21 protein-coding genes are annotated in these 20,582 nt (G+C 62.9%); 4 read left to right on the top strand and 17 right to left on the bottom strand.

The features are described from left to right. Positions 1-202: 202 nt before the first annotated feature. The 7 genes from pldH to E2A64_RS04660 all read right to left on the bottom strand — a co-directional run bounded on the left by pldH (position 203) and on the right by E2A64_RS04660 (position 7,718). Positions 203-946: a pyridoxal 4-dehydrogenase, SDR-type gene (pldH, locus tag E2A64_RS04690; RefSeq protein WP_133283249.1), complete on the bottom strand. Its 744-nt coding sequence runs from the start codon at positions 944-946 to the stop codon at positions 203-205. 33 nt (positions 947-979) lie between these two features. Continuing rightward, complete coding sequence (gene ppaT, locus E2A64_RS04685) at positions 980-2,164, bottom strand: pyridoxamine--pyruvate transaminase (protein WP_133283248.1); 1,185 nt, start codon at positions 2,162-2,164, stop codon at positions 980-982. 14 nt (positions 2,165-2,178) lie between these two features. Further along, the gene (gene pldA / locus E2A64_RS04680) at positions 2,179-2,985 is read right to left on the bottom strand and encodes a 4-pyridoxolactonase (protein ID WP_133283247.1); all 807 of its coding nucleotides are present in this window, start codon (positions 2,983-2,985) and stop codon (positions 2,179-2,181) included. A 63-nt stretch (positions 2,986-3,048) separates the two neighbouring features. Further along, positions 3,049-3,984: a putative B6 ABC transporter permease subunit 1 gene (locus E2A64_RS04675; RefSeq protein ID WP_133283246.1), complete on the bottom strand. Its 936-nt coding sequence runs from the start codon at positions 3,982-3,984 to the stop codon at positions 3,049-3,051. A 1-nt stretch (position 3,985) separates the two neighbouring features. Next, complete coding sequence (locus tag E2A64_RS04670; RefSeq protein WP_244598144.1) at positions 3,986-5,098, bottom strand: putative B6 ABC transporter permease subunit 2; 1,113 nt, start codon at positions 5,096-5,098, stop codon at positions 3,986-3,988. Next, complete coding sequence (locus tag E2A64_RS04665; protein ID WP_244598143.1) at positions 5,095-6,675, bottom strand: putative B6 ABC transporter ATP-binding protein; 1,581 nt, start codon at positions 6,673-6,675, stop codon at positions 5,095-5,097. The genes E2A64_RS04670 and E2A64_RS04665 overlap by 4 nt, the downstream gene beginning before the upstream one ends. Before the next feature lie 29 nt (positions 6,676-6,704). Continuing rightward, positions 6,705-7,718 carry a putative B6 ABC transporter substrate-binding protein gene (locus E2A64_RS04660; protein ID WP_244598142.1) on the bottom strand — a complete coding sequence of 338 codons (1,014 nt, stop codon included), beginning with the start codon at positions 7,716-7,718 and terminating at the stop codon, positions 6,705-6,707. Positions 7,719-7,848: 130 nt separating this feature from the next. Here E2A64_RS04660 and E2A64_RS04655 point away from each other — a divergent pair, with 130 nt between their 5' ends. Then, positions 7,849-8,217 (top strand): hypothetical protein, encoded by a 369-nt coding sequence (locus E2A64_RS04655; protein WP_133283244.1) that lies wholly within the window; start codon positions 7,849-7,851, stop codon positions 8,215-8,217. Positions 8,218-8,222: 5 nt separating this feature from the next. Here the strand turns inward: E2A64_RS04655 and E2A64_RS04650 are convergent, their stop codons facing one another. The 10 genes from E2A64_RS04650 to E2A64_RS04605 all read right to left on the bottom strand — a co-directional run bounded on the left by E2A64_RS04650 (position 8,223) and on the right by E2A64_RS04605 (position 17,667). After that, entirely contained in the window at positions 8,223-9,248 is a 1,026-nt protein-coding gene (locus E2A64_RS04650; RefSeq protein WP_133283243.1) for a TRAP transporter substrate-binding protein, read from the bottom strand. A gap of 29 nt (positions 9,249-9,277) precedes the next feature. After that, the gene (locus E2A64_RS04645; RefSeq protein WP_133283242.1) at positions 9,278-10,552 is read right to left on the bottom strand and encodes a TRAP transporter large permease; all 1,275 of its coding nucleotides are present in this window, start codon (positions 10,550-10,552) and stop codon (positions 9,278-9,280) included. Continuing rightward, complete coding sequence (locus tag E2A64_RS04640) at positions 10,549-11,058, bottom strand: TRAP transporter small permease (protein WP_158285681.1); 510 nt, start codon at positions 11,056-11,058, stop codon at positions 10,549-10,551. The genes E2A64_RS04645 and E2A64_RS04640 overlap by 4 nt, the downstream gene beginning before the upstream one ends. Positions 11,059-11,090: 32 nt before the next feature. Then, positions 11,091-12,020 carry a 5-formyl-3-hydroxy-2-methylpyridine 4-carboxylate 5-dehydrogenase gene (fhmpcd1, locus tag E2A64_RS04635; protein ID WP_133283240.1) on the bottom strand — a complete coding sequence of 310 codons (930 nt, stop codon included), beginning with the start codon at positions 12,018-12,020 and terminating at the stop codon, positions 11,091-11,093. After that, positions 12,017-13,651 (bottom strand): GMC family oxidoreductase, encoded by a 1,635-nt coding sequence (locus E2A64_RS04630; protein WP_133283239.1) that lies wholly within the window; start codon positions 13,649-13,651, stop codon positions 12,017-12,019. The genes fhmpcd1 and E2A64_RS04630 overlap by 4 nt, the downstream gene beginning before the upstream one ends. Before the next feature lie 95 nt (positions 13,652-13,746). Further along, positions 13,747-14,469 (bottom strand): class II aldolase/adducin family protein, encoded by a 723-nt coding sequence (locus E2A64_RS04625; RefSeq protein WP_133283238.1) that lies wholly within the window; start codon positions 14,467-14,469, stop codon positions 13,747-13,749. 69 nt (positions 14,470-14,538) lie between these two features. Then, positions 14,539-14,997, bottom strand: a complete 459-nt coding sequence (locus E2A64_RS04620) for a YbhB/YbcL family Raf kinase inhibitor-like protein (protein WP_133283237.1) — start codon at positions 14,995-14,997, stop codon at positions 14,539-14,541. Positions 14,998-15,027: 30 nt separating this feature from the next. Beyond that, positions 15,028-15,618 (bottom strand): amino acid synthesis family protein, encoded by a 591-nt coding sequence (locus tag E2A64_RS04615; RefSeq protein ID WP_133283236.1) that lies wholly within the window; start codon positions 15,616-15,618, stop codon positions 15,028-15,030. Positions 15,619-15,677: 59 nt separating this feature from the next. Beyond that, positions 15,678-16,826, bottom strand: a complete 1,149-nt coding sequence (locus E2A64_RS04610; RefSeq protein WP_133283235.1) for an FAD-dependent oxidoreductase — start codon at positions 16,824-16,826, stop codon at positions 15,678-15,680. 43 nt (positions 16,827-16,869) lie between these two features. After that, positions 16,870-17,667 (bottom strand): alpha/beta fold hydrolase, encoded by a 798-nt coding sequence (locus tag E2A64_RS04605; RefSeq protein WP_244598141.1) that lies wholly within the window; start codon positions 17,665-17,667, stop codon positions 16,870-16,872. A gap of 218 nt (positions 17,668-17,885) precedes the next feature. Here E2A64_RS04605 and E2A64_RS04600 point away from each other — a divergent pair, with 218 nt between their 5' ends. The 3 genes from E2A64_RS04600 to E2A64_RS04590 are packed head-to-tail and all read left to right on the top strand — an operon-like array spanning position 17,886 to position 20,557. Beyond that, complete coding sequence (locus tag E2A64_RS04600; protein WP_133283233.1) at positions 17,886-18,557, top strand: GntR family transcriptional regulator; 672 nt, start codon at positions 17,886-17,888, stop codon at positions 18,555-18,557. A 40-nt stretch (positions 18,558-18,597) separates the two neighbouring features. Further along, positions 18,598-20,142, top strand: a complete 1,545-nt coding sequence (locus E2A64_RS04595) for a GMC family oxidoreductase (RefSeq protein WP_133283232.1) — start codon at positions 18,598-18,600, stop codon at positions 20,140-20,142. Between the two features lies 1 nt (position 20,143). Further along, positions 20,144-20,557, top strand: coding sequence for a carboxymuconolactone decarboxylase family protein (locus tag E2A64_RS04590; RefSeq protein ID WP_133283231.1), 414 nt, complete (start codon positions 20,144-20,146; stop codon positions 20,555-20,557). Positions 20,558-20,582: the final 25 nt, after the last annotated feature.

The following is a 20,582-nucleotide window of genomic DNA, read 5'->3' as shown; positions in this document are numbered from 1 at the left end:
GAACTGCACCCGGTTGACTTCATATCGACCTTTCGATGGAGACTATATCTGGCGGCGGCGGACGTGACGTCCAATTTCGCCGCCAGAATAGAAAAATCGATCCCAACCGTCTCGTGTTCACGCGCAAAGGGACAGCTGCGACGAGCAGCCGAGTTCATCAACGCGTTTCAGTTCCGCCGATCCGGTCGAGTTCGAGCTTGCCCTAGAGACGGATCATACCGGCGTCGACGTTGACGCACTGGCCGGTCATCCAGCCGGCACCGTCGGAAACGAGGAAGGCCACCACCTTTGCGACATCCTCGGGCTGTCCCTTGCCGGGCATGGCCTGGAGCATCTCGACGAAGCCGAAGCTTTCGGCGTGCGGGCTGCCCTTCACGCCGTCGGAATCGATCAGGCCCGGCGTGACCGCATTGACGCGGATGCCATACTTGCCCACTTCGGTGGCAAGCGCACGCGTGAAGCCGATGACACCGCCCTTGGCCGACACATAGGCCGACATGTTGGGCGTGCCGGCGTAAAATGAATTGGAGGCGATGTTGAGCACGGTGCCCTTGCGGCCGGCGGCGCGCATCATGTCGGTGGCCTTGCGGCTGGCGATGAAGACACTTGTCAGGTTCGTGTCGATGATCTTCTGCCAGTGCTCAATGTCGACGTCGTCCCAGGCGATGTAGGGAACGATGGAGGCATTGTTGACGAGGATGTCGATTGCGCCGTTCTCGGCTGCGTCCTCGAGCATCTTGTTGACCTGATCGACCTTGGTGGAATCGCAGGTCACACCCACGGCGCCGTGACCGATATCGGCAGCGGCGGCCTTGGCGCCCTCGCCGTTGATGTCGGAGATGACGACCTTCGCGCCGGCTTCCGCGAGTGCCCTGGCAATGGCCTTGCCGATGCCCTGCGCCGCTCCCGTGACGACTGCCTTGCGGCCTTGAAGACTTGTACTCATTCCCTTTTCCTTTCTTGTATGCCCCTGCGGGCCTTAAGCGTCGATTGCTGCGTCCCAGGTGGCCTGGGCTGCGGCGAGACCTGCAGCCACGTCCACCTTGGCGCCGAGAGCCTTGAGCGCGCCGCCCATGGCCGAAACAGCCAGAAGCGCATAGCCGGGCTGCGCGGTCGGGCCCATGTGGCCGATGCGGATCAACTTGCCGAGGGTCTCGGCGCGACCGGCCGACATCGATACGCCGTAACGGGCGCGCGCTTCCCTGAGCACGACGCCGGCGTCGATGCCGTCCGGCATCTTCACGGCCGTGGCGGTCGGCGAGGCGATGTCTTCCGATACCGGCCAGAGCTCGATGCCCATGCCCTTGATGCCTTCACGGCAGATCCTGGCCGTCAGCGCATGACGCGCCCAGACCTCTTCCGGTCCCTCGTCGAGATAGCGGTCGAGTGCCGCGCTCAGGCCGTTGAGTTCCGCGACAGAAGGCGTGAAGGGGAACGGCTCGGTCTTCTTCCAGGCGTTCTTCCAGTCCTTCAAGCTCAGCATGGAGGCAAACGGCGCATCGGGATTGGCCTCGATCTTCTCCCAGGCTGCTTGCGAGACGGCGACCAGCGAGAGAGACGGCGGACAGCCGAGGCACTTGTTCGGGCCGGTGACGTAAATGCCGGCCTGACTGGCAGTCGGGCTTGTCGGCATGCCGCCCCAGGAGGATACGGCGTCGACGAGAAGAAGCGCACCGGCTTCGGCAACGATGGCGCCGATGGCGTCGATGTCGTTAAGCGTGCCGGACGGCGTGTCGTGATGGCACACGCAGACGATCCTGACCTCGGGATGCGCCTTGAGGAAAGCGCGGACCTGTTCGGGGTCGATCGCGGTGTCATAGGGGACCTCGATCTCCTCGACCTTCCTCGCATAGCGCGCGGCCCAGTAGCCGAAGCCCTTGCCATAGACGCCCGAGGCGAGGTTGAGCACCACGTCGTCCCTGGCGATCAGCGAGGCCGCGGCCCCTTCGAGCGCCAGCACCGGCTCACCCTGGAGGATGAGTGGCGGCAGGTCGCAGCCCATCGCTTCCTGGGCCTTGAGCGTGAGGTCCTCGAAGAAGGCCTGGAAAGCCGGATCGTAATCGTAGAGCACGGTCGTTCCGAGCGCGCGCAGCACTTCCGGATAGGCATCGACCGGACCCGCCGTCAGCGTGAAGACCGGCGGTTTCGTTTCGGGATACTTCATGACTCGCCTCCAGTTCAGCCGTAGTAATTGACGCCGATCTTGTAGTCCTTGAAGCTCTCCGGATCGTGGCTGAAGAGCACTTCGGCGTTCTTCTGCTTCTCGATTTCCTTGAGGCGGCGCATGGAATTGACGCCGGCCACGGGATCGATGTGGAAGCCCGCATTGATGTCGTGGTCGTAGTTCTTGCGCGTATAGGCCGCGTCCAGCGTGAGAAGCAGCGGACGGCGATTGTCGAACTCGACAAGCAGGGAATAGTGCCCGACCGTGTGGCCCGGCGTGTAGACGAGCGTCACGCCCGGAGCGAGTTCGACATCACCCTCGATGGTCTCGTATCTGGTGTTTGCCGCCGTCTGCCCCATGGTGAGCTGATCGGACATGCCGCGCGCCTCGGCGACTTCCGCCGAGAAGGCGAGGTCCGAATAGCCGAGCACCTCGAATGGCTGGCACCTGGCCGCCTGGCTCAGTTCGTCCTTGTGGCAGATCTTCTTGGTGTCGGGGAAGAACTTGTTGCCGCCCACGTGATCGAAGTGAAAATGCGAGTTGAAGACGAGATCGATGTCCTTCGGCTCGAGGCCCAGAAGCTTGAGTGCCCCGGGAATTGTCTGCTGTTCGCTCTGCTGCGGCTTTTCGAACGGGAGTACCTTCTGGACGTGATCGAAGTCGTAGCCGGTATCGATCAGGAACTTGCCCTTCGGATGATCGACCAGAACCGAGTAGACGGGGAAGCGGACCTCACCGCCGGGTCCCTTGTTCCACCAGATATGGAAACCATCGAGCACCAGCGAACCGCCGTCGAGCAGGAATACCTTTGTGTCTGCCATGTCACTTCTCCTGTTTGTTGTCCGGACCCCTCTCCCGGGTCCTTGGGTTTGGTGACGGCGCCCTCAGCGGGCGCCGCGTTCATAGGCTGCGCCCAGAGCCGAGGGCAGTTTCGCCCGACGACCGAAGAGCACGAGGACCAGCATCACGGCTGCAAACGGCAGCATCTGGATGACGTCGGTCGGGATATTGGAGCCGGCCACCTGCAGGGCGGTCGTCATAGAAAGGGCCGCGCCGAAGATCAGCGAGCCGATCAGCACCCAGAGCGGCCGGCCGCGTGCCAGCATGGCCAGCACGATGCCGATGAAGCCCGCACCGCCGGTCATGAAGGGAATGAAGAGCCCAGCCCCGATATTGGCGAGATAGGCGCCGCCAAGCCCGGCCATGCCGCCGGTAAAGAGCGTGGCGAAGACCCGGATACCGAGCACGTTGCCGCCCGCGACGTCGAGTGCAGCGGGCCGTTCGCCTGCCGCACGCAGCGTCATGCCGAGATTGGTGCGGCGGTAAAGATAGGCCAGGACCGCCACCGCGATCAGCGCCAGATAGACGATCAGGTGGCGCCCGAAGAGCGACGGCCCGATCACCGGAAGATCGGTCAGGCCCGGAATGTTCAGACGCTCGGGTGCCGGCAGGCGCGGATAGGTGCGCGAGAACTGGAAGTGGTGCAGCAGAGCCGTCAGCCCCTCCACCCCGAGCGTCAGGCCGATGCCGATGACGATCTGGTTGAGGCCGAGGCGAACGCAGAGCACCGCCATGACGATGGCCACCAGAACCCCACCGAGAATGCCGCCCAGGAAACCGAGCCACAGCGATTCCGTCTTGAAGGCGACAAGGAAGCCCATATAGGCGCCCATCAGCATCATGCCCTCGATGCCGATATTGAGCACGCCGGCCTTTTCCGACATCTGCTCGCCGAGACCGGCGAGAAGCATCGGGATCGCCGCGACGATGGCGCCGGTGAAAAGAGACGACAGAAACGCCTCGGTTAGCAATCCGCCCATCTCAACGTTCCTTCTTGCGTTTGTGCTGGTCGATATATTCGCCGAGGCCGAGGCAGATCAGCAAACTGGCGACGAGCACCAGCGTGAAGTTCTGCGGAACGCCGAGACGTCGGGCGGCACTTTCGCTGCCGATCATCAGGGCGGAGTAGAAGAAGACGAGCACGATGGCCCCGACACCATGGAAGCGGGCGAGGAAGACCAGCGGGATGACCATCAGCCCGTAGGCCGGGTTCCAGTTGGCGCGCACATTGCCGGCTACGCCGAGGATTTCGGATGCGCCCGCAAGACCGGCGAAACCTGCCGACAGGCCAAACGTCGCCATGGTCAGGAGCGGCACCGAAAGACCCGCATGGGTAGCGGCAGCGGGATTGGCGCCCACCATCCTCAGACGCAGACCGAAAGAGGTCCGGGTCATCATCAGGTGAACGAGGATGACCGCGATCAGGCCCCAGACGAGGCCGCTCGAGATCGAGGTCTCGAACAGGCGCGGCAGACGATCGGCGACAGGCAGCGTCCTGGTCTGCGGCACCGTGGTGGTGGGATCGCGAAAGGCGAGCTTGACCAGGGTGGAGGCGAGCAGAACGCCGAGGAAGGACATCATCAGCGTGGTGATGATCTCGTTGACCCCCTGATAGGCTTTGAGAAGCGCCGGAATGATCGACCATATCGCACCGACGAGAGCGGCGAGCAGGAAGCCCACCAGAAGAACGGCCCAGCCCGGCAGGACACCGACCAGCAACGGCGCGGTCGCGGCCGCAATGACCGCACCGAGCAGGAACTGACCGTCCGTGCCGAGATTCCAGATGCCGGCACGGAACGCGATGATCAGGCTGGCAACGAGGAACAGAAGCGGCGCCATCCGCGTCGCCGTCTGTTCCAGCCCGAGGCTTGAGAAGAGCGAGCGATCGAGGATGTAGCCATAATAGGTAAGTGGGTTGACGCCGACGAGCATCAGGATGATCGCCGATAGCAGAAAGGCGGCAACGATCGGACCGACCGTCACAGTAAGGAAGCGCTGGAACGCGGAACGCTCCGTTGCTGTCGCGCTTGCGGCACCGGAGGCGGCTGCCTCCGTGTCCACCGAGCTGGGATTGGTATCTTGTTGCATGGTCATGCCGTCGCCTGCTTGTGTTCTTCCTCGCCGGCCATCATGCGGCCGATGCGAAGGCGAAGGGCCTCGCCGGTTCCGTCGTTTTCGACGACACCGCGAATACGTCCACCTTCCATCACCGCTATCCGGTCCGACAGCGCCATCAGTTCGTCGAGGTCGGTGGAGATGAGTACGACGCCCAGACCGCGCCCGGCGATCTCGGCGATGCGCTGGCGCGAGGCATCGATATTCTGGAGATCGAGACCGTAGGTCGGCTTGTTGAAGACGACCACGCGGGCATCACCCGATAATTCCCGCCCCAGAAGCACCTTCTGGATGTTGCCGCCCGACAATCGGCCGATCGGGGTCTGCTCGCCCGGCGTGCGGACGGAGAATGTCCTGATCAGTTCCCGGGCATGTTCGGCGATCCGGTTCGGCCTTTCGATGCCGTTCACCCAGAACGGCGGCTGGCCGATATCCTTGAGGACGGTATTTTCGGAGATCGGAAAGGCCCCGACAGATCCTTCGGACAGGCGATCGTCGGTCAGATACCGAAGTCCCTTGCGGCGGCGCTGTGCGACGGATGCGCCGGTGATGTCCTCGCCGTGAAGTTCCACACGACCCGATGTCAGTGCACGCTGACCGGCCATGGCTTCGGCAAGCTGTTTCTGGCCGTTGCCGTCGATACCGGCGATACCGACGATCTCGCCGGCGCGCAGCGAAAGGGAGATGTCGTGAAGGCCCATGACGTCGGCATCGCCCTGTGTCGAAAGGTTCTCGACCTTCAGCGCGATCTGGTCACGGGCGGTACTGGCGCGATGGTCTGTCGAGGTCTGGCCGGCTTCGCGACCGAACATCAGCCGGACGATCTCGTCGACGGCTTCGTCCTCGGTCATGCCCTTGAGTTCCTCAGGCCCCATCTCGCCGGCAAGCGCGCCCTGCTTGAGCACGGAAATACGGTTGCCGTAGCGATAGGCCTCGGCGAGCTTGTGGGTGATGAAGATCACCGCGAGGCCGCTCTTGACCAGTTGCTGCATGCGCTCGCCGAGCTCCTGCGCGCCCTGCGGCGTGAGCATGGAGGTGGCCTCGTCGAGGATCAGCACCTTGCTGTCGCGCAGCAGGGCGCGGGCAATCTCGATCTGCTGCTGCTGACCGAGGGAGAGTTCTCCGGTGATGGCGTCGAGGGGGAGCGAGAGCGCGAATTCGCGTTTCAATTCGTCCATGCGCGCGGCGATCTGCGCGCGAGGCGGACGCTGATACCAGGGAGCCCCGAGTGTCAGGTTTTCCAGGACTGTCAGCGTGGGCACGAGCATGGAATGCTGGAAGACCGTGCTGATGCCGGCGTCGAGGCTGGCCGAGGGGCTTGCCAGGCGGGCCTTCTCGCCGTTGAGCGAAAGGTAGCCCTCGTCGGGTTCCTGCAGACCGGAGAGAATGCCGACCAGCGTCGACTTCCCGGCACCGTTCTCTCCCAGCAGGACATGCACCTCGCCCGGATGAAATTTCAAGGACACGTTGTCGACCGCAACCACGCCGGGGAAGCGCTTGGTCACACCGTGCACACCGATGACGCCTGCCCCCGTTTCCGGGGACAGGTCGTTCAATTTATCCGTTGCAACAGCCACGGTGCGTCTCACTCGGCCACTGTGACCAGAGCGCGGACATCTTCGGCTTCGAACTTGGGTTCGACCTTGATGTCGCCGGCGATGATCTGCTCGCGCAGGGCCATCACCTCTTCCCAGGCCTTCTCGTCGACCTGCGGGGTCTTGACCAGCTTGACGGAATCGTCGGCCAGGCTGATCGAATAGCCGTGAGTACCGAACTTGTCGGCCTTCAGGTCTTCGATCATGGCGGTATAGACCGGCGTCATGTCCCAAAGGACCGAGGTCAGCAGATGACCCTTGTCGAGTTCGGACTTGTCGCCGATCACGTCGATGAACAGGACGTCCGAACCGTCGGTGGCCTTGTTGGATTCGACGGCCTGGATCATGCCGAAGCTGGAGCCGTTGCCCTGACCGAAGATGATGTCGGCACCGGCTGCGATGACCGAGGTGGTCACGCGGTTGCCGCCGGCGGCATCCGAATAGGCTGCCGGGCCGATGACCGAGTACAGGATCTTCACATCCGGGTTCTCGGCCTTGACGCCTTCGGCAAAACCGGCCGACTGCGAGTTCCAGGAGGGCGGCTCACCGGAGACGACGATACCGACCGTGCCGGTGGTCGTCATCTTGGCGGCAAGACGGCCTGCCAGGTAGGCGCCTTCATGACCCGAAAGGGTGTAGTCGGCGACCTTGCCGGGCACCAGCGCATCGGGGCTGTCGACAATGGCAACCGCCACGCCGGTTTCCTCTGCGATTTCCGGACCGGCCGTGTTGTAGCCGCTGGCGTGAGCGATCATCAGATCGGCGCCGTCGGCGGCGATTTCGCGCATCGGTGCACGGACGTCGCCGTATCCGAGGCCTTCAGCCACGATGATCTCGACGCCGGTGGCTTCGGCTGCAGCCTTGGCCGCATCGACGCCCTGCTGGTTCCAGCCGTAGTCGCTGCCTTGTTCCGGAGTAAGGATGGCTATGGTATCAACATCGGCGGCAAATGCCGGAGCCGCCAGGACCACGCTGAGCGCGGCAGAAATGAGTAGGTGTTTCATCATGATGTTCCCACAATGGTTGTCGGTTTCCCGTTCACAAGTGAAAGCGGTGAGCAGACTTTCTTTTGTTGTTATGGCCCTGTCTGCTGGGCTTGGTACGCTCCCGGCCGGAGCCGAGAGCGGAGCTTACGTGCCTTATTCAGGCATCATTCACGGCACCGAAGGCGCGGAACCGGTCGAGATCACGGTCGCCAATGCCACGTCCTCCACGCTCAACTGCGAGGCGGCGCTTGCACACTGGTATTCCGACAAGCTCGGAGCGGTTTCTCCCGGCGCCGAACTGAATTTGACGCTGTGGCACGACCGCAAGACCGGCGTCTTCAACCTGATGAACGCCACGAATGATCGGATGCCGGTCGAAGCCCTCTGGTGCGCAGGCGAAGCCGGCCGCACGCGTCTTACCCTGCCGATCGCAGCCGGCCCGGCGGAAGCGACGCTGCGCTATTCCTGCCATGCCAGCGACGATGCCGGTCTGAGCTGCGACGCTGCGGGCGGCTAGGCTCGTCATTTCGCGCGGACCTCTTCGAGCTTGGCTTCGATGCGATCCTTGACTTCGATGACTTCGGGCTGGTCGGCGATGACGTCGTCGGCCGCCTTCGCGAAGGTCGCCTGAAGCTCTTTCTGCTGGTCTTCGGGCAGCATGTGAACTTCGCCGCCATTGTCGAGCCACACCTTCTCGGCGCGCTCCACATTGTCGACGCCCCACGGGAAGACCGTTGTCTCGGCCGCGCGACCGGCTTCGATGATTGCCGTCTTCACCTCATCGGACTGCGACTGGAACCAGGCTTCGTTGACGAGCGTCACCGAGACGATCTGGTTCATGTTGATGTTGGTGACGTGCTTGGCCGTGTCGTAGAACTTGAACGCCGACAGGATCGGGATGCCTGCAAGCATGCCGTCGATACCGCCGGCCTGCAGCTGCGGAATGACCTCCGAGAGCGCCAGCGGGGTCGGGGTGACGCCGACGGCTTCCATCGGCTTCATCTGAAGCGGGGAAGCGAAGGTGCGGACCTTGAGACCGTTCATGCCCTCGATGGTGGTGACCGGCTCGCGGGTCAGCATCTGGGTCGGCGAGTTGAAAATCGCGCCGACGATGCGCACGCCCTTGTCGAGAAAGAGCGTCTCCAGGTAGTCGCGGAAATCCTTGTCGTGAATGACCGCATCGACTTCGTCGGCATTCTTGAACATGCCCGGAACGTCGAAGGCCTGGAAGCGCGGGTCCACATTGGTCACGAACGAGGTCGGGGTGGTGAAGGCCTCGATCGTTCCGAGAAGAACCCCTTCGGACATGCGCGGGATCGCGCCGAGCTGCGAGGCCGGATAGATCTCGATCTTCAGCTCCTCGCCGACGCGGGCTTCGATTTCCTTCTGGAATTCCTTCTGCCACTCGTGCTGCACGTCGTTGATGGTCGCCGAAGCGAGCTTCATGGTGCTCTGGGCGTAGGCGGAGCCACCGAAAGGCAGGAGGACTGTGAGGGCTGCCGCTGCGAGAGCGCGGCGCGTCAACTTCAAACTGGTCTGCAATGTCATTCTGGTTACTCCGTGTTCTTTGCTTTCGATCAGGACATGCCGTGAAGCAGCCATAGCGAGAGCGCTGGGACGAGGGTGATGAGCGCGAGGGCGGAGACCTGCACCCCGATGAAGGGCAGGACGCCCCGGTAGATTTCCGATGTCCGGATGCCGAGAACCGACTGGGCGACGAAGATGTTCAGGCCGAAAGGCGGGGTGAACATCCCGATGGCGAGATTGACGGTCATGACGATGCCGAAGTGGATCGGATCGATGCCGAGTGAAACCGCGATCGGCACGAGGAGCGGCGAGAGCACGAGGATTGCGGAAGTCGGATCCAGTACACAGCCGATGGCGAGAAGAAGAAGGTTCACACAGAGAAGGAAGCCGAGCGGGGAGAGACCCGCATCGGCCGTGGCCGCAATCAGGGCCTGCGGCACGCCTTCCACTGTGAGAACCCAACTGATGACGCCCGCTGCGGCGACGACGATCATGATCCGCGCGGTCATCATCGCGGAACTGACGGCTGCTTCGAGCAGGCTCCTGAAGCTGACCGTACGGTAGATGACCATGCCGATGAAGGCGGCATAGGCGCAGGCAAATCCACCGGCTTCGGTCGGCGAGAAGAGGCCCGCATAGATCCCGACCATGACGAAGGCCGGCATGGTGAGCGCCCAGAATGCCTGCTTGAACGCCTGCCAGGCTACGCGGGCGCGGAAGCTTTCCTCACGCGGGATCCTGGCCAGGAGAGCCGAGATCGAGATGTAGCCGGCCATGAGGAGCGCCATGACGATGCCGGGAATGATGCCGGCGATGAACAGCTTGGCGATCGACTGTTCGGCCGAGGCGCCATAGAGGATCATCGCGATGGACGGCGGAATGACGATGTCGATGGCGCCGCTCGAGGTGATGATGCCGGCAGCACGCGTGCGGCCATAACCGTTCTCGATCAGCTGCGGGTACATGTTGCGACCGACCGCGGCGACGGCCGCCGCCGACGAACCGCAAATGGTGCCGATCAGCGTCGACCCGCCGAGCGCCGCGATACCGAGCGATCCGGGAACTCGGCCGAAGAGCGCACGCACGAGGTTGATCAGCCGGTCGGCAATGCCGCTGATCGCCATCAGTTCGCCGGCGAAGACGAAGAACGGGACCGACAGAAGCGCATAGGCATCGAGCCCTCCGAAGATCGTCTGCTGAAGCGCAATCAGCGGCGGTCCGGGAAAGAAGAGGAGCGCGAGCGCGGCCGCCGACAGCAAGGCGACGAAGATGGGCGCCCCGAGCGCGATCAGGGCAGCGACGCTGAGACCGAGAACCCAGGTCATTGCGCTGCTCCCTTCGATGCGGTGAAGCGGAAGATGTCGACGAGCGTCAGGAAGGCGGTGACGGCTGCAATGCCGATAAAGCCCACCAGGATCGCGGAATGCGGAATGACCATCGGAATGCCGAGGCCCATGCTTGTCTGGTTGAGCGCGGAAATGCGTTCGATGAAGACGAAGCTGTGCCAGGCGATGAAGATCGAAACTGCAACGGTCGCGATATCGACAAAGAGCTGGATGACGGCGCCCAGCCGCCCGTTCATCGCGGCCGGCAGCAGGTTGACGGAGAGGTGATCGCGGTTGCGTGCGGCGAGGATGGCGCCAAGCATGACGATCCAGATCATGCCGTAGACAAGGAGCTCGTCGGCGCCGACCAGCGAAAACCAGCCCGTATACCGCCCCATGGCGTTGGCAACGTTGACCAGGACCATGGCAATGAGCCCGAGACCCAGAAGCAGCCCGACGAGTTTCACGACGAGCGCCTCGGCCCGGATGATCCCGTTTTCACTCATGAGCTCCTCTCCCCGTCTCGTCGCCATGGCCTTTAGTCGCGCCCCTCGAGAATGCGGCGTATCGCGACCAGTTTCCGCGCCCGCTCGGGCTGCAGCTCGGCGATGCGCTCCGGTGTGTAGGAGTAGACCCCCTCGCCCGACTTGATGCCGAGCTTGCCGGCATCCATCTGCTTCCTGACCAGGGGCGCGACATCCTTGCGGTCGCAGAGGTCTTCGTTGAGGAAGGACGAAACCGAATGGTAGATGTCCATCCCGGCCATATCGAGAAGCGCCATGGGACCGACGACCGCAAGCTTGTAGCCGATGCCCCAGGACACGCATGTATCGATGTCTTCAGGCTCGATGACGTCGCGCTCCACCAGATCGACGACTTCGCGCAGCAGCGCGTAAAGCACGCGGTTTTCCACGAAACCCGGCACGTCCTTCTTGAGAAGAACGGGCAGCAGGCCAAGCGACCTGATGAAGTCCCGAATGGTCTCGACCGTTTCCACCGCGGTCTGTTCGCCACGGATGACCTCGATCATCGGGATGATGTGCGGCGGGTTGGACCAGTGCATGCCGACCATGCGGGACGGGTTCGAGATATGCGCCTGGAGCTTGGTGATCGGTATACCCGACGTGTCGGACGCGACGATCGTATCTGCCGAAATCATCCCGTCGATCTGCTTGTAGACCGAGGCCTTGATCTCTTCCTTCTCGGGCACGTTCTCGATGACGAGATCGGCGCCCTTGACGGCATCCTCGAGGTCGTCGGTGAAGCGGACATCGGCAGCGCCCTCCGCGGGCGCGTCGATGCCGAGCGCATCGAGAACACCATTGGCGGTGGCCATCATGTTGCGGGCGCGTTCGAGCGCTTCGGCCGAAATGTCGTAGGCAGCCACTTCGACGCCGCCGCGCGCCAGGCGGGCCGCCATGCCGGGGCCCATCGTTCCAAGTCCGATTATGGCAACACGCTTGATCATGCCGCGACCTCATTCATTTTCCGGGAGTCCTTGATGAAATCGGCCGCCTTCTCAGCGATCATGATCACGGCCGCATTGATGTTGCCGGACGGAAGATCCGGCATGACGGAGGCATCGACCACGCGCAGGCCGTCAACGCCGCGAACGCGCAGCTGGGGATCGACGACGGCATCGGCATCGCTACCCGCGCGACAGGTGCCCGCCGGGTGGTGCACAGTGATGCAGGTATTGCGGATATGGGCGTCGATCTCTTCGTCGCTCTGGCAGTTCGGGCCGGGGAAGAACTCGGCCTCGATAAACGGCGTCATCGACGGCTGGGCCGCGAGATCGCGGGCGACGCGGAAACCGGCGCGCAGCGAATCCCAGTCCTTCTGGGCATGCAGGAAGTTCTGGTGGATCAGGGGAGCGGCCATCGGGTCGGACGAGGCGAGCTTCACCGATCCGCGGCTTTCCGGCTGCGTGGCGACGATGCGGGTCGCGAAACCGTCCTGGAACGGCGCCTTGAAAGGCTCCATGTAAGGCCATGCGGCAAGCGGGGCCGCGGTGAAAAGAAGCTGCACGTCGGGGATCGGCCGATCCGCCCCGCTCTTCAGGAAGGCCACCACTCCGCCCGGCACGTCAGCCGAGAACCCCTTGCCGGTGAGATAGGTCTTGATGAAGTCGAGGCCGATGCGGTCGGCGCGCATGTTCTTGAGGAACGGACCGCCGGGCTTCTTGCGCTTGTACATCAGGATCACCGAGACATGGTCCTGGAGATTCTTGCCGACAGAGGGAAGGTTCACTTCGGTCGCGATACCTTGGGCGGAAAGTTCGTCCGGTGCACCGATGCCCGAGAGCATCATGAGCTGCGGCGTGTTGATGACACCTCCCGAGAGGAGAACCTCGGCGCGCGCGTTAAAGGTGCGTTCGGTGCCGTCATGGTCGATGACAACACCCGTGGCGCGTCTGTTCTTGAGAACGATCTTCTTTGCCGTTGCCTTGGTGAGCACGGTGAGATTGGGGCGCTTGAGGGCCGGGCGCAGATAGGCGGAGGCGGTGGAGGCGCGACGACCGTTCGAGATCGTCATCTGCAGGCGGCTGAAGCCTTCCTGCCGCTCTCCGTTATAATCCTCCGTCTGAGGGTAGCCCGCCTCGATGCTCGCATCGGCGAAGGCCTCGATCAGCGGGTCTTCGTATTTGCAGTGCTGGGTGTTGAGGGGGCCGTCGCCGCCGCGCCAGGCATCCGCTCCGCCTTCCCAGGTTTCCTGCTTCTTGAAGTAGGGCAGCACCTCGTCATAGGAAAAGCCGGTGAAACCATTGGCGGCCCAGCGGTCGTAATCGCCGCGGTTGCCGCGCACATAGGCCATGGCATTGGTCGAGGAGGATCCGCCGATCACCTTGCCGCGTGCGCATTCGACGGAGCGTCCGCCGACATTGTCTTCCGGTTCGCAGAAATACATCCAGTCGTGGCGGCGTTCGGTGAGGATCTTTCCCCAGCCGAGCGGAATGTGAATCATCGGGTCGCGATCCCAGCCGCCTGCCTCGAGAAGCAGCACGGAACATTTGGGGTCGGCGCTCAGACGGTGGGCGAGTACGCAACCCGCGGATCCGGCTCCAACGATGATGTAGTCATAGCTTTCCGCGTGCGACATAGCTTCCTGCTTTCACCTGATGTCCCGGAAGACCGGGACCTCTCGAGAAGTCGGGAAACCCCGGCCGGAAGCCGGGAGTCCCGTTGATCTCGGGCCTACTTGAGCAGCCCGGCCTGACGGAGGGTCATCGTCCAGTGATCCCAGCCGCGGTCGATCTGGGCCCCGACCAGCTTTCCAGCGGTCTTGACCTCGCCGGGCGAGAGATACTTGACGTTGCCCACCGAGAGGCCGGCGGTCAGTGCCTTGGCTTCCTGCTCCGTGTAGAAGGCGCGGAAGACAACTTCGCGAACCGAATTGCCGACATTGACCACGCCGTGGCGGGCCATCAGAACGACAGTCTGATCGCCGAGCGCTTCGGCGATGTCGGCGCACACGTCATGGCCGCCACCGAACAGGTCGGTCGCATCGCCGTGCTTGTCGCGAATTTCGTAGACGGGAACAGCCTCGCCCATGAATGCACCCATGTGGGTGACCGGCTTGAGCGGCTGATCGGTAAAGCAGTACGGCAGGACAGCCGGGGAATGGCTGTGCAGCACGCAATTGACGTCCGGGCGCGCCTTGTAGATCTCGCTGTGAATGTAACGCTCGAGATAGGACGGCCGGTTGTCCTCGGTTTCACCTTCAAGGTTGAAACGCTGGATATCGCCTGTGGTGATGTGACTCGGAGCAAGCTTCTGAGCCAGGAAGAAGGCGTTGGGATCCTCGGGATCGCGGGCACTGATATGGCCGAACGTGTCGAGAATGCCTTCGTGAAGAAGGATCTTGGTCGCGATGACCAGTTCTTCGAAAACTGTCTGCCGAGCAGATGTGGTGGTCATTGTGGAAGTCTCCCAGGTCGCTGCGGTCTCGGCGGATTATTGTTTTTGTTGCCGCCGAGACCGTGCACTTCACTTGTTTTCGTAAAGGCCGACGATCCTGTTCTGTTCGATGATGTTGTCAGCATATTTGGCGAGGAACTCTTCGCGGGTCGGCGTTCCCTCGACATTGGTGTCGAGCGCGTAGACCCAGAAGTAGTAGTGGTGCTTGCCGTGGCCGGCGGGCGGCTGCGGGCCGTAATACTGCATGTGACCGGCGCCGTTCGGACCGACCCTGTACTTTTCCTGCGCGTCCGACAGATCGGTCGCCGAAGGGTCGATGGCGTAGACGGTCCAGTGGGTGAAGCCCTGGGCGAGCGGAGCGTCCGGATCGTGACAGATAACGGCCAGTTCCTTGGCCTCGGCCGGCACGCCGCTGACGGTGAGCTTGGGCAGAACGTTGCCCTTGTCGCCGGCATGCTCGTCCCGCATCATTTCCAACGGCTGGAAATCGGAACTGGTGATCTTGAGGTCTTTGATGTTCAGGGGCATGAAATGCGTCCTTCCGTCTGGATTTGAGAGTTACTTGGCAGTCGCCAGGTCGGCGACCGTCTTGCCACCCACGCGCTCATGGACGCGAGGACCGCTCGCCACCGCAACGCAGATGAGGATTTCGTCGGGACGCGGGCCGTCCGGGACGCAGAAGGTGATGGCGTCGTAGTGCGAGCGGATGTAGAGCTCGTCCTTGTGAGCCAGCGGGATGTCGATGGACGTTCCGGCCGAGCCTACCTTGCTCACCGAGGAGATCCAGGCTTCGCCGCCACCGACTTCTTCGCGCAGCGGGTTGCCGAATTCCGTGGTGACGCAGGCCACGACGTGCTCCTGCTCGCCGCCGACCCCTGCGATACCGCCCTTGCCGTAGCTTTCGACGGCGCGGCCGCCCAGAAGTGCGGCGGCCCGCTCGCCGAGCGCGTGGCCGATCGAGGCGCTCGGGGCAGTCAGTGCGGAGAGGTCCGCCTGGTACTTGCCCACGAAGGGATTTCGGATCACGACGCCGACGGCAGCCTTGATCAGAGGTTCGCCGATCTCGCCGCCGTCATGCCGGATTTCTTGTACAGTCGAATACCAGCCACGCACGTCGTAGTGCTTTTCAACTTCGGCTGTATGGTCCATTTTTCTCTCCTTGGGAACACGCACAATGGCGCGCAAGTCTTGGTGTATCTGGCTGGTCGTTACTGGTTCTGCGGCCAGGAATAGACGCGCTTGATCGGATCGTAGCGTGCTGCTTCCAGAGCTTCGTTGGTGAACATGTTGCCCTTCGAGAGCGAGCGGTTGGCCGCGTATTCGCCGGAAAGAGCCTGGGTGTGATCGGTGATCGGGCGGATGCGCTTCTCCCATGCGGCAAGAGCGTCTTCGACCGACGAATGCTCTTCGAGATCCTGCGGGAGGCTGAAGGCGTTGACCATGGCACAACCCGCGCCCTGGGCGAGCGCCGGGCACATGGCGTGGGCCGAGTCGCCGACGAGGGCGACCTTGCCCTTGACCCAGCTGTCGAGCTTGGTGGTCGCATACTTGTCGTAACGGGCCTGCTGCAGCTTGGCGGCGTCCGCCAGGCAAGGCTCGAGGAACGGGAACATTTCAACCCAGACGTCGAGATCGAGCGGCACCTTCGAGCCGCGCGGATCGGCCGCCGGAGCCATCAGGCCGAGATAGAGCTCGTCCTTGTTGCAGGGCGAATAGAGGATACGCTGAACACGCGGTTCGAAGTTCCACATGTCGATCGTGTTGTCCCAATTCGCCTCGTCGCCGAGCTTGTCCTTGTGCCGCGGAACGATGAGGCGGATGATGCCGTCGGTGGAGACCCAGCGATCCTGCTTGAAGCCGAGCGAGTCGCGGACCTTTGAACCGACGCCATCGGCGCCGACGATCAGGTCGGCTTCCAGCACTTCGCCGGTCTGCAGCGTCAGCCGGCCTTCGGCTTCGGCGGACACGGCCTCGGAATTGGTACGAACCTTGACGCCGACCTCGTGGGCGCGCTTGACGAGCGCGTTGTGAAGGTGCGCGCGGGTCATGATGCGCCAGGGAAGACCGTTGAAGGTTTCCTTCGAGACGGACTTGTTCTGCATCCAGGTCTCGTAGGCCGGCGGCGTATGGGTGCCGTGGAGGACGTCATTGAGGGCGTCGATGCCTTCGAGAACGCGCAGCCCGTTGTGCCACAGATAGATGCCGGCGCCGAAAGCGCGGAGCTCGGAATCCTTTTCATGCAACGTGACATCCCAGCCGTTCTGACGCAGCGCGATCGCGGCCGTGAGGCCGGCGAAGCCGGCGCCGGCGACCTGCGCCGTACGATGTTTTCCGGATGTCGAGTTTATGTTCGCCATTTTCCAAGTCCTGTTAGATTAAGCAGACGTCCCAGAAAGGCCGTCAGGCATCGATGAAGTTGGTGATTGCTTTGACCGTGATGTCGGGCGACACCTCGTTGACGTAATGGTCGGCACCGGGAACGACGACGACCGGCAGGTCGGGCCGCAACCGGCTGGTTTTGGCCAGCGCATCGGCCGACACCAGCTTGCTGACCTCGCCCCTGACGAGGAGCACCGGCTTGCGAACATCGCGATAGACCTGCGTCAGATCCGCACGAAGTCCCTCGGCGGTCTGCGCCATGGCTTCCGGCGAAGCGAGCGGCCGCAGCCCTCCCTCGACGGACTGGTAACCGCTTTCGGCCCGGATCCTGATGGCGGGTGCAGGAATGTTCGGGTAGCGGCCGGCGAGATACGCCTCCACGGCTTCGATATCTTCGAAGACCTGGTCGCCGGCATTCACGCGGGACGACAGCGCATCGAAGACTTCGGTTTCGATATAAGGCGTGAAGTCGATTGCAACGACCGAACGCACGAGATCCAGATACCTGGCGGCGGCAGTCACCGAATTGCGCGAACCGAGCGAGTGACCGACCAGAATGGCCGGACCGCGGTCGAGCTTGCGGATCAGGCTGGCAATGTCTTCGGCGAAATCATCCGCTTCATAACCCGTGGCCGGCTTGTCACTTCGCCCGTGCCCGCGCTGATCGACCGCGATCACGTTGAAGCGGTCGGTGAACTGCGAGGCGACCGGCCATAACGTTGCGGAGTTTGCCGTGATGCCATGGAAGAAAAGCATCGGCTGGCCTTCACCGGCTTCGCGGACGTTCAGCGTGATACGGCCCGTATCGATACGGTGCATGCGCATGTCTTGGGAGGAGGCATCAGCCGCCATTTTCGTTACCCCGTTTTGTCTTTTCTTGTTGGGGTGAGCATGACACAAAAAGTTCCGCCGTCAACCCGATTGTCTGACATTCTTTCAATCTTATTTGTTGACATTGGGACAGATCATGCTGTCAATATCGAAGTGGAACGCTTGGGAAACCGGCGGTTCCGATCCGACCAAGCGAGATCAAGCCGATGCCGCCAGATCTGAATCTGAGAGTGTTGCCGCGAACTGTGCAGCAGGAGACCGTGGACAAGCTGCGGCTCGCAATTTTCTCGGGCGTCTTCGAACCAGGGAGCCGCCTGGTGGAGAGCCAGCTCTGCGTCCAGCTCGGCATCAGCCGCCCCTCATTGCGCGAGGCCTTGCGCAGCCTTGCCGCCGAACGCCTGATCGAAATCATACCCAACCGCGGCCCCTCGGTGACGCAGCTCACCTGGGACGAGGTCAACGCCATCTACGAGGCCCGCGAACTTCTGGAAGTCGAAGCCGTGGGGCGCTGTTCGCGGCAGATAACACCCGCCGAACTGAGAAAACTCGAGGGAGCGCTCGCCGCTTTCGAAGAGGCCGCAGCGAGTAATGACGGGCTGGCGCGCATTACCACCGCAGCGGAATTCTACTCCATCATCCTGGCCAATTGCGGCAATCCGATACTGGAAGAAATCCATCGTGGGCTCGTTGCGCGGATCAGCCTTTTCAGGTCTCGCTCGATGTCCCAGGAAGGCCGCGCCATGAGCAGCCTGGCGGAAATGAGAGACATTTTCGACGCGATCGCCGCCGGCGACGAGAAGGCCGCACGCAAAGCTTCCAAGACCCACGTTCTCAAGGCGAAAGCGGCGACCAAGCAGTCGCTCCAGCAGGCAGGCTAGATTTCGCTCACACTTCCACTTCCGCACAGCAGGATTTCCCATGACATCAGAGCCCCACTTCGCCCCCGACATCATCATCGTAGGCGCGGGCTCCTCGGGCAGCCTGCTGGCAGCGCGACTGAGCGAAGATCCTGCCCGCAAGGTGCTGATGATCGAAGCCGGCAAGGACGAGACCGACCCGGACATCTGGAATCCCCAGGCATGGCCTGCCCTCCAGGGCCGCAGCTACGACTGGGATTACGTCACCGAGCCGCAGGACGGCACCGCAGGGCGAAGCCATCACTGGGCACGCGGACGCATGATCGGCGGATCGAGCTGCCTTCACGCCATGGGCTACATGCGCGGCCATCCGGACGACTTCAGGCATTGGGCGGAGGCGACCGGCGACGCGCAATGGAGCTGGGAAGGCCTGCTGCCCGCCTTCGAAGCGAACGAAGACCGCGAAGACGGCGCGGAGACTGCCGGCCCGCTTCCGGTCCACAGGACCGATGCGGAAGCAAGCCCCCTCACCCACGCCTTCATCGAGGCAGGCATGGCGCTCGGCCTCAAGCGGCTGCAGGGCCACAATGACGGCGAGATGATCGGCGTCACCCCCAACTCGATGAACATCAGGAACGGCAAGCGCGTGACCGTCGCCGATGCCTGGCTGACAGATGAGGTGCGCGCGCGCAGCAATCTCTTCATCCTCACGGGCTCGCGGGTCCGGCGTATCGTCATGAACGGGACCAGGGTGGCACACCTCGAGGTGTCCGGCCCGGATGGCGTCAGCGAACTCGCCGCGCCAACGATCCTTCTGTGTGCCGGTTCGCTGGAAACGCCCGCGCTTCTCATGCGATCGGGCATCGGCCCGAAAGACGTACTGGAAGCCGCCGGTGTCGATTGCAAGATCGAGATGGCGGAGATCGGCCTCAACCTGCAGGACCACCTTCTGGGCGCTGGAAATGTCTACGCCACAAAAAAGCATCTGCCGCCCTCGCGCCTGCAGCACTCGGAATCCATGTGCTACATGAAGGCGGGCGATTTCACCGCCACCGGACAGCCCGACATCGTGGTCGGCTGCGGTGTCGCGCCGATCGTTTCGGAATGTTTCGACGGACCTGCGCCCGGCACGGCATTCTCGTTTCTGTTCGGCGTGACGCACCCGACCAGTCGCGGCAGCCTGAAGATTACCGGTCCGGAACCTGGCGATCCGCTGGTGATCGACCCGAATTACATCAGCACCGAGAATGATCGCGAGAAATTCCGGGCGGCGCTGAAGGCCGCCCGAACCATCGGCCAGCGCCCCGAGCTCGACGAATGGCGCGATCACGAGATCTATCCCGGCTCTCTCGAAAGCGACGCCGAACTCGACGACTTCATTGCCAGGGCAGCCATTACCCATCACCATCCCTGCGGGACCTGCCGGATGGGAAAGGATGAGGCTGCGGTCGTCGACGCCGATCTGAAGCTCAGGCCGCTCGACAATCTCTATATCGTCGATGCGTCGGTCATGCCGACGCTGACGGCGGGGCCCATCCATGCCGCCGTACTCGCCATAGCCGAGACATTTGCCCGGACGATGATCGCCAGAAACGAGGACGCATAAGATGACCGACAGACGACCGGAATTTCAGGGAGAGCAGTTCGAGAAGGGTCTCGCAATCCGCCGCGAGGTGCTCGGCAGCAGCTATGTCGATCGCTCCATCGCAGGCGCCGATGACGTCACCGCGCCATTGCAGAAACTTCTCACCGAATGGTGCTGGGGCGAGATCTGGGGCCGGCCCGGTCTCGAACGCAAGATGCGTAGCGTGCTCAATCTCGGCATGCTGATGGCACTCAACCGGGCCGACGAGTTCAAGCTGCACGTGCGCGGCGCGCTCAACAACGGCCTCACCCGCGAAGAAATCGTGGAAATCATCCTGCAGGGCGCCATCTATTGCGGCGCGCCGGCGTCGCTCGACGCCATGCGTTCGGCCAAGGCGATATTCGCCGAATTCGACGCGGAAACGGAGAAGGGCTGAGCTCCCGTCCCACCGGAACGCGATT

This window comes from Pseudohoeflea suaedae, assembly GCF_004354915.1.
Taxonomy (GTDB): domain Bacteria; phylum Pseudomonadota; class Alphaproteobacteria; order Rhizobiales; family Rhizobiaceae; genus Pseudohoeflea; species Pseudohoeflea suaedae.
This window is presented reverse-complemented; position numbering and strand designations above follow the sequence as displayed.

Excerpts from the sequence above, each read along its gene's own strand:
- pldH (WP_133283249.1), bottom strand. The coding sequence starts at position 946 with ATGAGTACAAGTCTTCAAGGCCGCAAGGCAGTCGTCACGGGAGCGGCG.
- ppaT (WP_133283248.1), bottom strand. The coding sequence starts at position 2,164 with ATGAAGTATCCCGAAACGAAACCGCCGGTCTTCACGCTGACGGCGGGT.
- pldA (WP_133283247.1), bottom strand. The coding sequence starts at position 2,985 with ATGGCAGACACAAAGGTATTCCTGCTCGACGGCGGTTCGCTGGTGCTC.
- E2A64_RS04675 (WP_133283246.1), bottom strand. The coding sequence starts at position 3,984 with ATGGGCGGATTGCTAACCGAGGCGTTTCTGTCGTCTCTTTTCACCGGC.
- E2A64_RS04670 (WP_244598144.1), bottom strand. The coding sequence starts at position 5,098 with ATGACCATGCAACAAGATACCAATCCCAGCTCGGTGGACACGGAGGCA.
- E2A64_RS04660 (WP_244598142.1), bottom strand. The coding sequence starts at position 7,718 with ATGAAACACCTACTCATTTCTGCCGCGCTCAGCGTGGTCCTGGCGGCT.
- E2A64_RS04650 (WP_133283243.1), bottom strand. The coding sequence starts at position 9,248 with ATGACATTGCAGACCAGTTTGAAGTTGACGCGCCGCGCTCTCGCAGCG.
- E2A64_RS04645 (WP_133283242.1), bottom strand. The coding sequence starts at position 10,552 with ATGACCTGGGTTCTCGGTCTCAGCGTCGCTGCCCTGATCGCGCTCGGG.
- E2A64_RS04640 (WP_158285681.1), bottom strand. The coding sequence starts at position 11,058 with ATGAGTGAAAACGGGATCATCCGGGCCGAGGCGCTCGTCGTGAAACTC.
- fhmpcd1 (WP_133283240.1), bottom strand. The coding sequence starts at position 12,020 with ATGATCAAGCGTGTTGCCATAATCGGACTTGGAACGATGGGCCCCGGC.
- E2A64_RS04630 (WP_133283239.1), bottom strand. The coding sequence starts at position 13,651 with ATGTCGCACGCGGAAAGCTATGACTACATCATCGTTGGAGCCGGATCC.
- E2A64_RS04625 (WP_133283238.1), bottom strand. The coding sequence starts at position 14,469 with ATGACCACCACATCTGCTCGGCAGACAGTTTTCGAAGAACTGGTCATC.
- E2A64_RS04620 (WP_133283237.1), bottom strand. The coding sequence starts at position 14,997 with ATGCCCCTGAACATCAAAGACCTCAAGATCACCAGTTCCGATTTCCAG.
- E2A64_RS04615 (WP_133283236.1), bottom strand. The coding sequence starts at position 15,618 with ATGGACCATACAGCCGAAGTTGAAAAGCACTACGACGTGCGTGGCTGG.
- E2A64_RS04610 (WP_133283235.1), bottom strand. The coding sequence starts at position 16,826 with ATGGCGAACATAAACTCGACATCCGGAAAACATCGTACGGCGCAGGTC.
- E2A64_RS04605 (WP_244598141.1), bottom strand. The coding sequence starts at position 17,667 with ATGCACCGTATCGATACGGGCCGTATCACGCTGAACGTCCGCGAAGCC.
- E2A64_RS04600 (WP_133283233.1), top strand. The coding sequence starts at position 17,886 with ATGCCGCCAGATCTGAATCTGAGAGTGTTGCCGCGAACTGTGCAGCAG.
- E2A64_RS04595 (WP_133283232.1), top strand. The coding sequence starts at position 18,598 with ATGACATCAGAGCCCCACTTCGCCCCCGACATCATCATCGTAGGCGCG.
- E2A64_RS04590 (WP_133283231.1), top strand. The coding sequence starts at position 20,144 with ATGACCGACAGACGACCGGAATTTCAGGGAGAGCAGTTCGAGAAGGGT.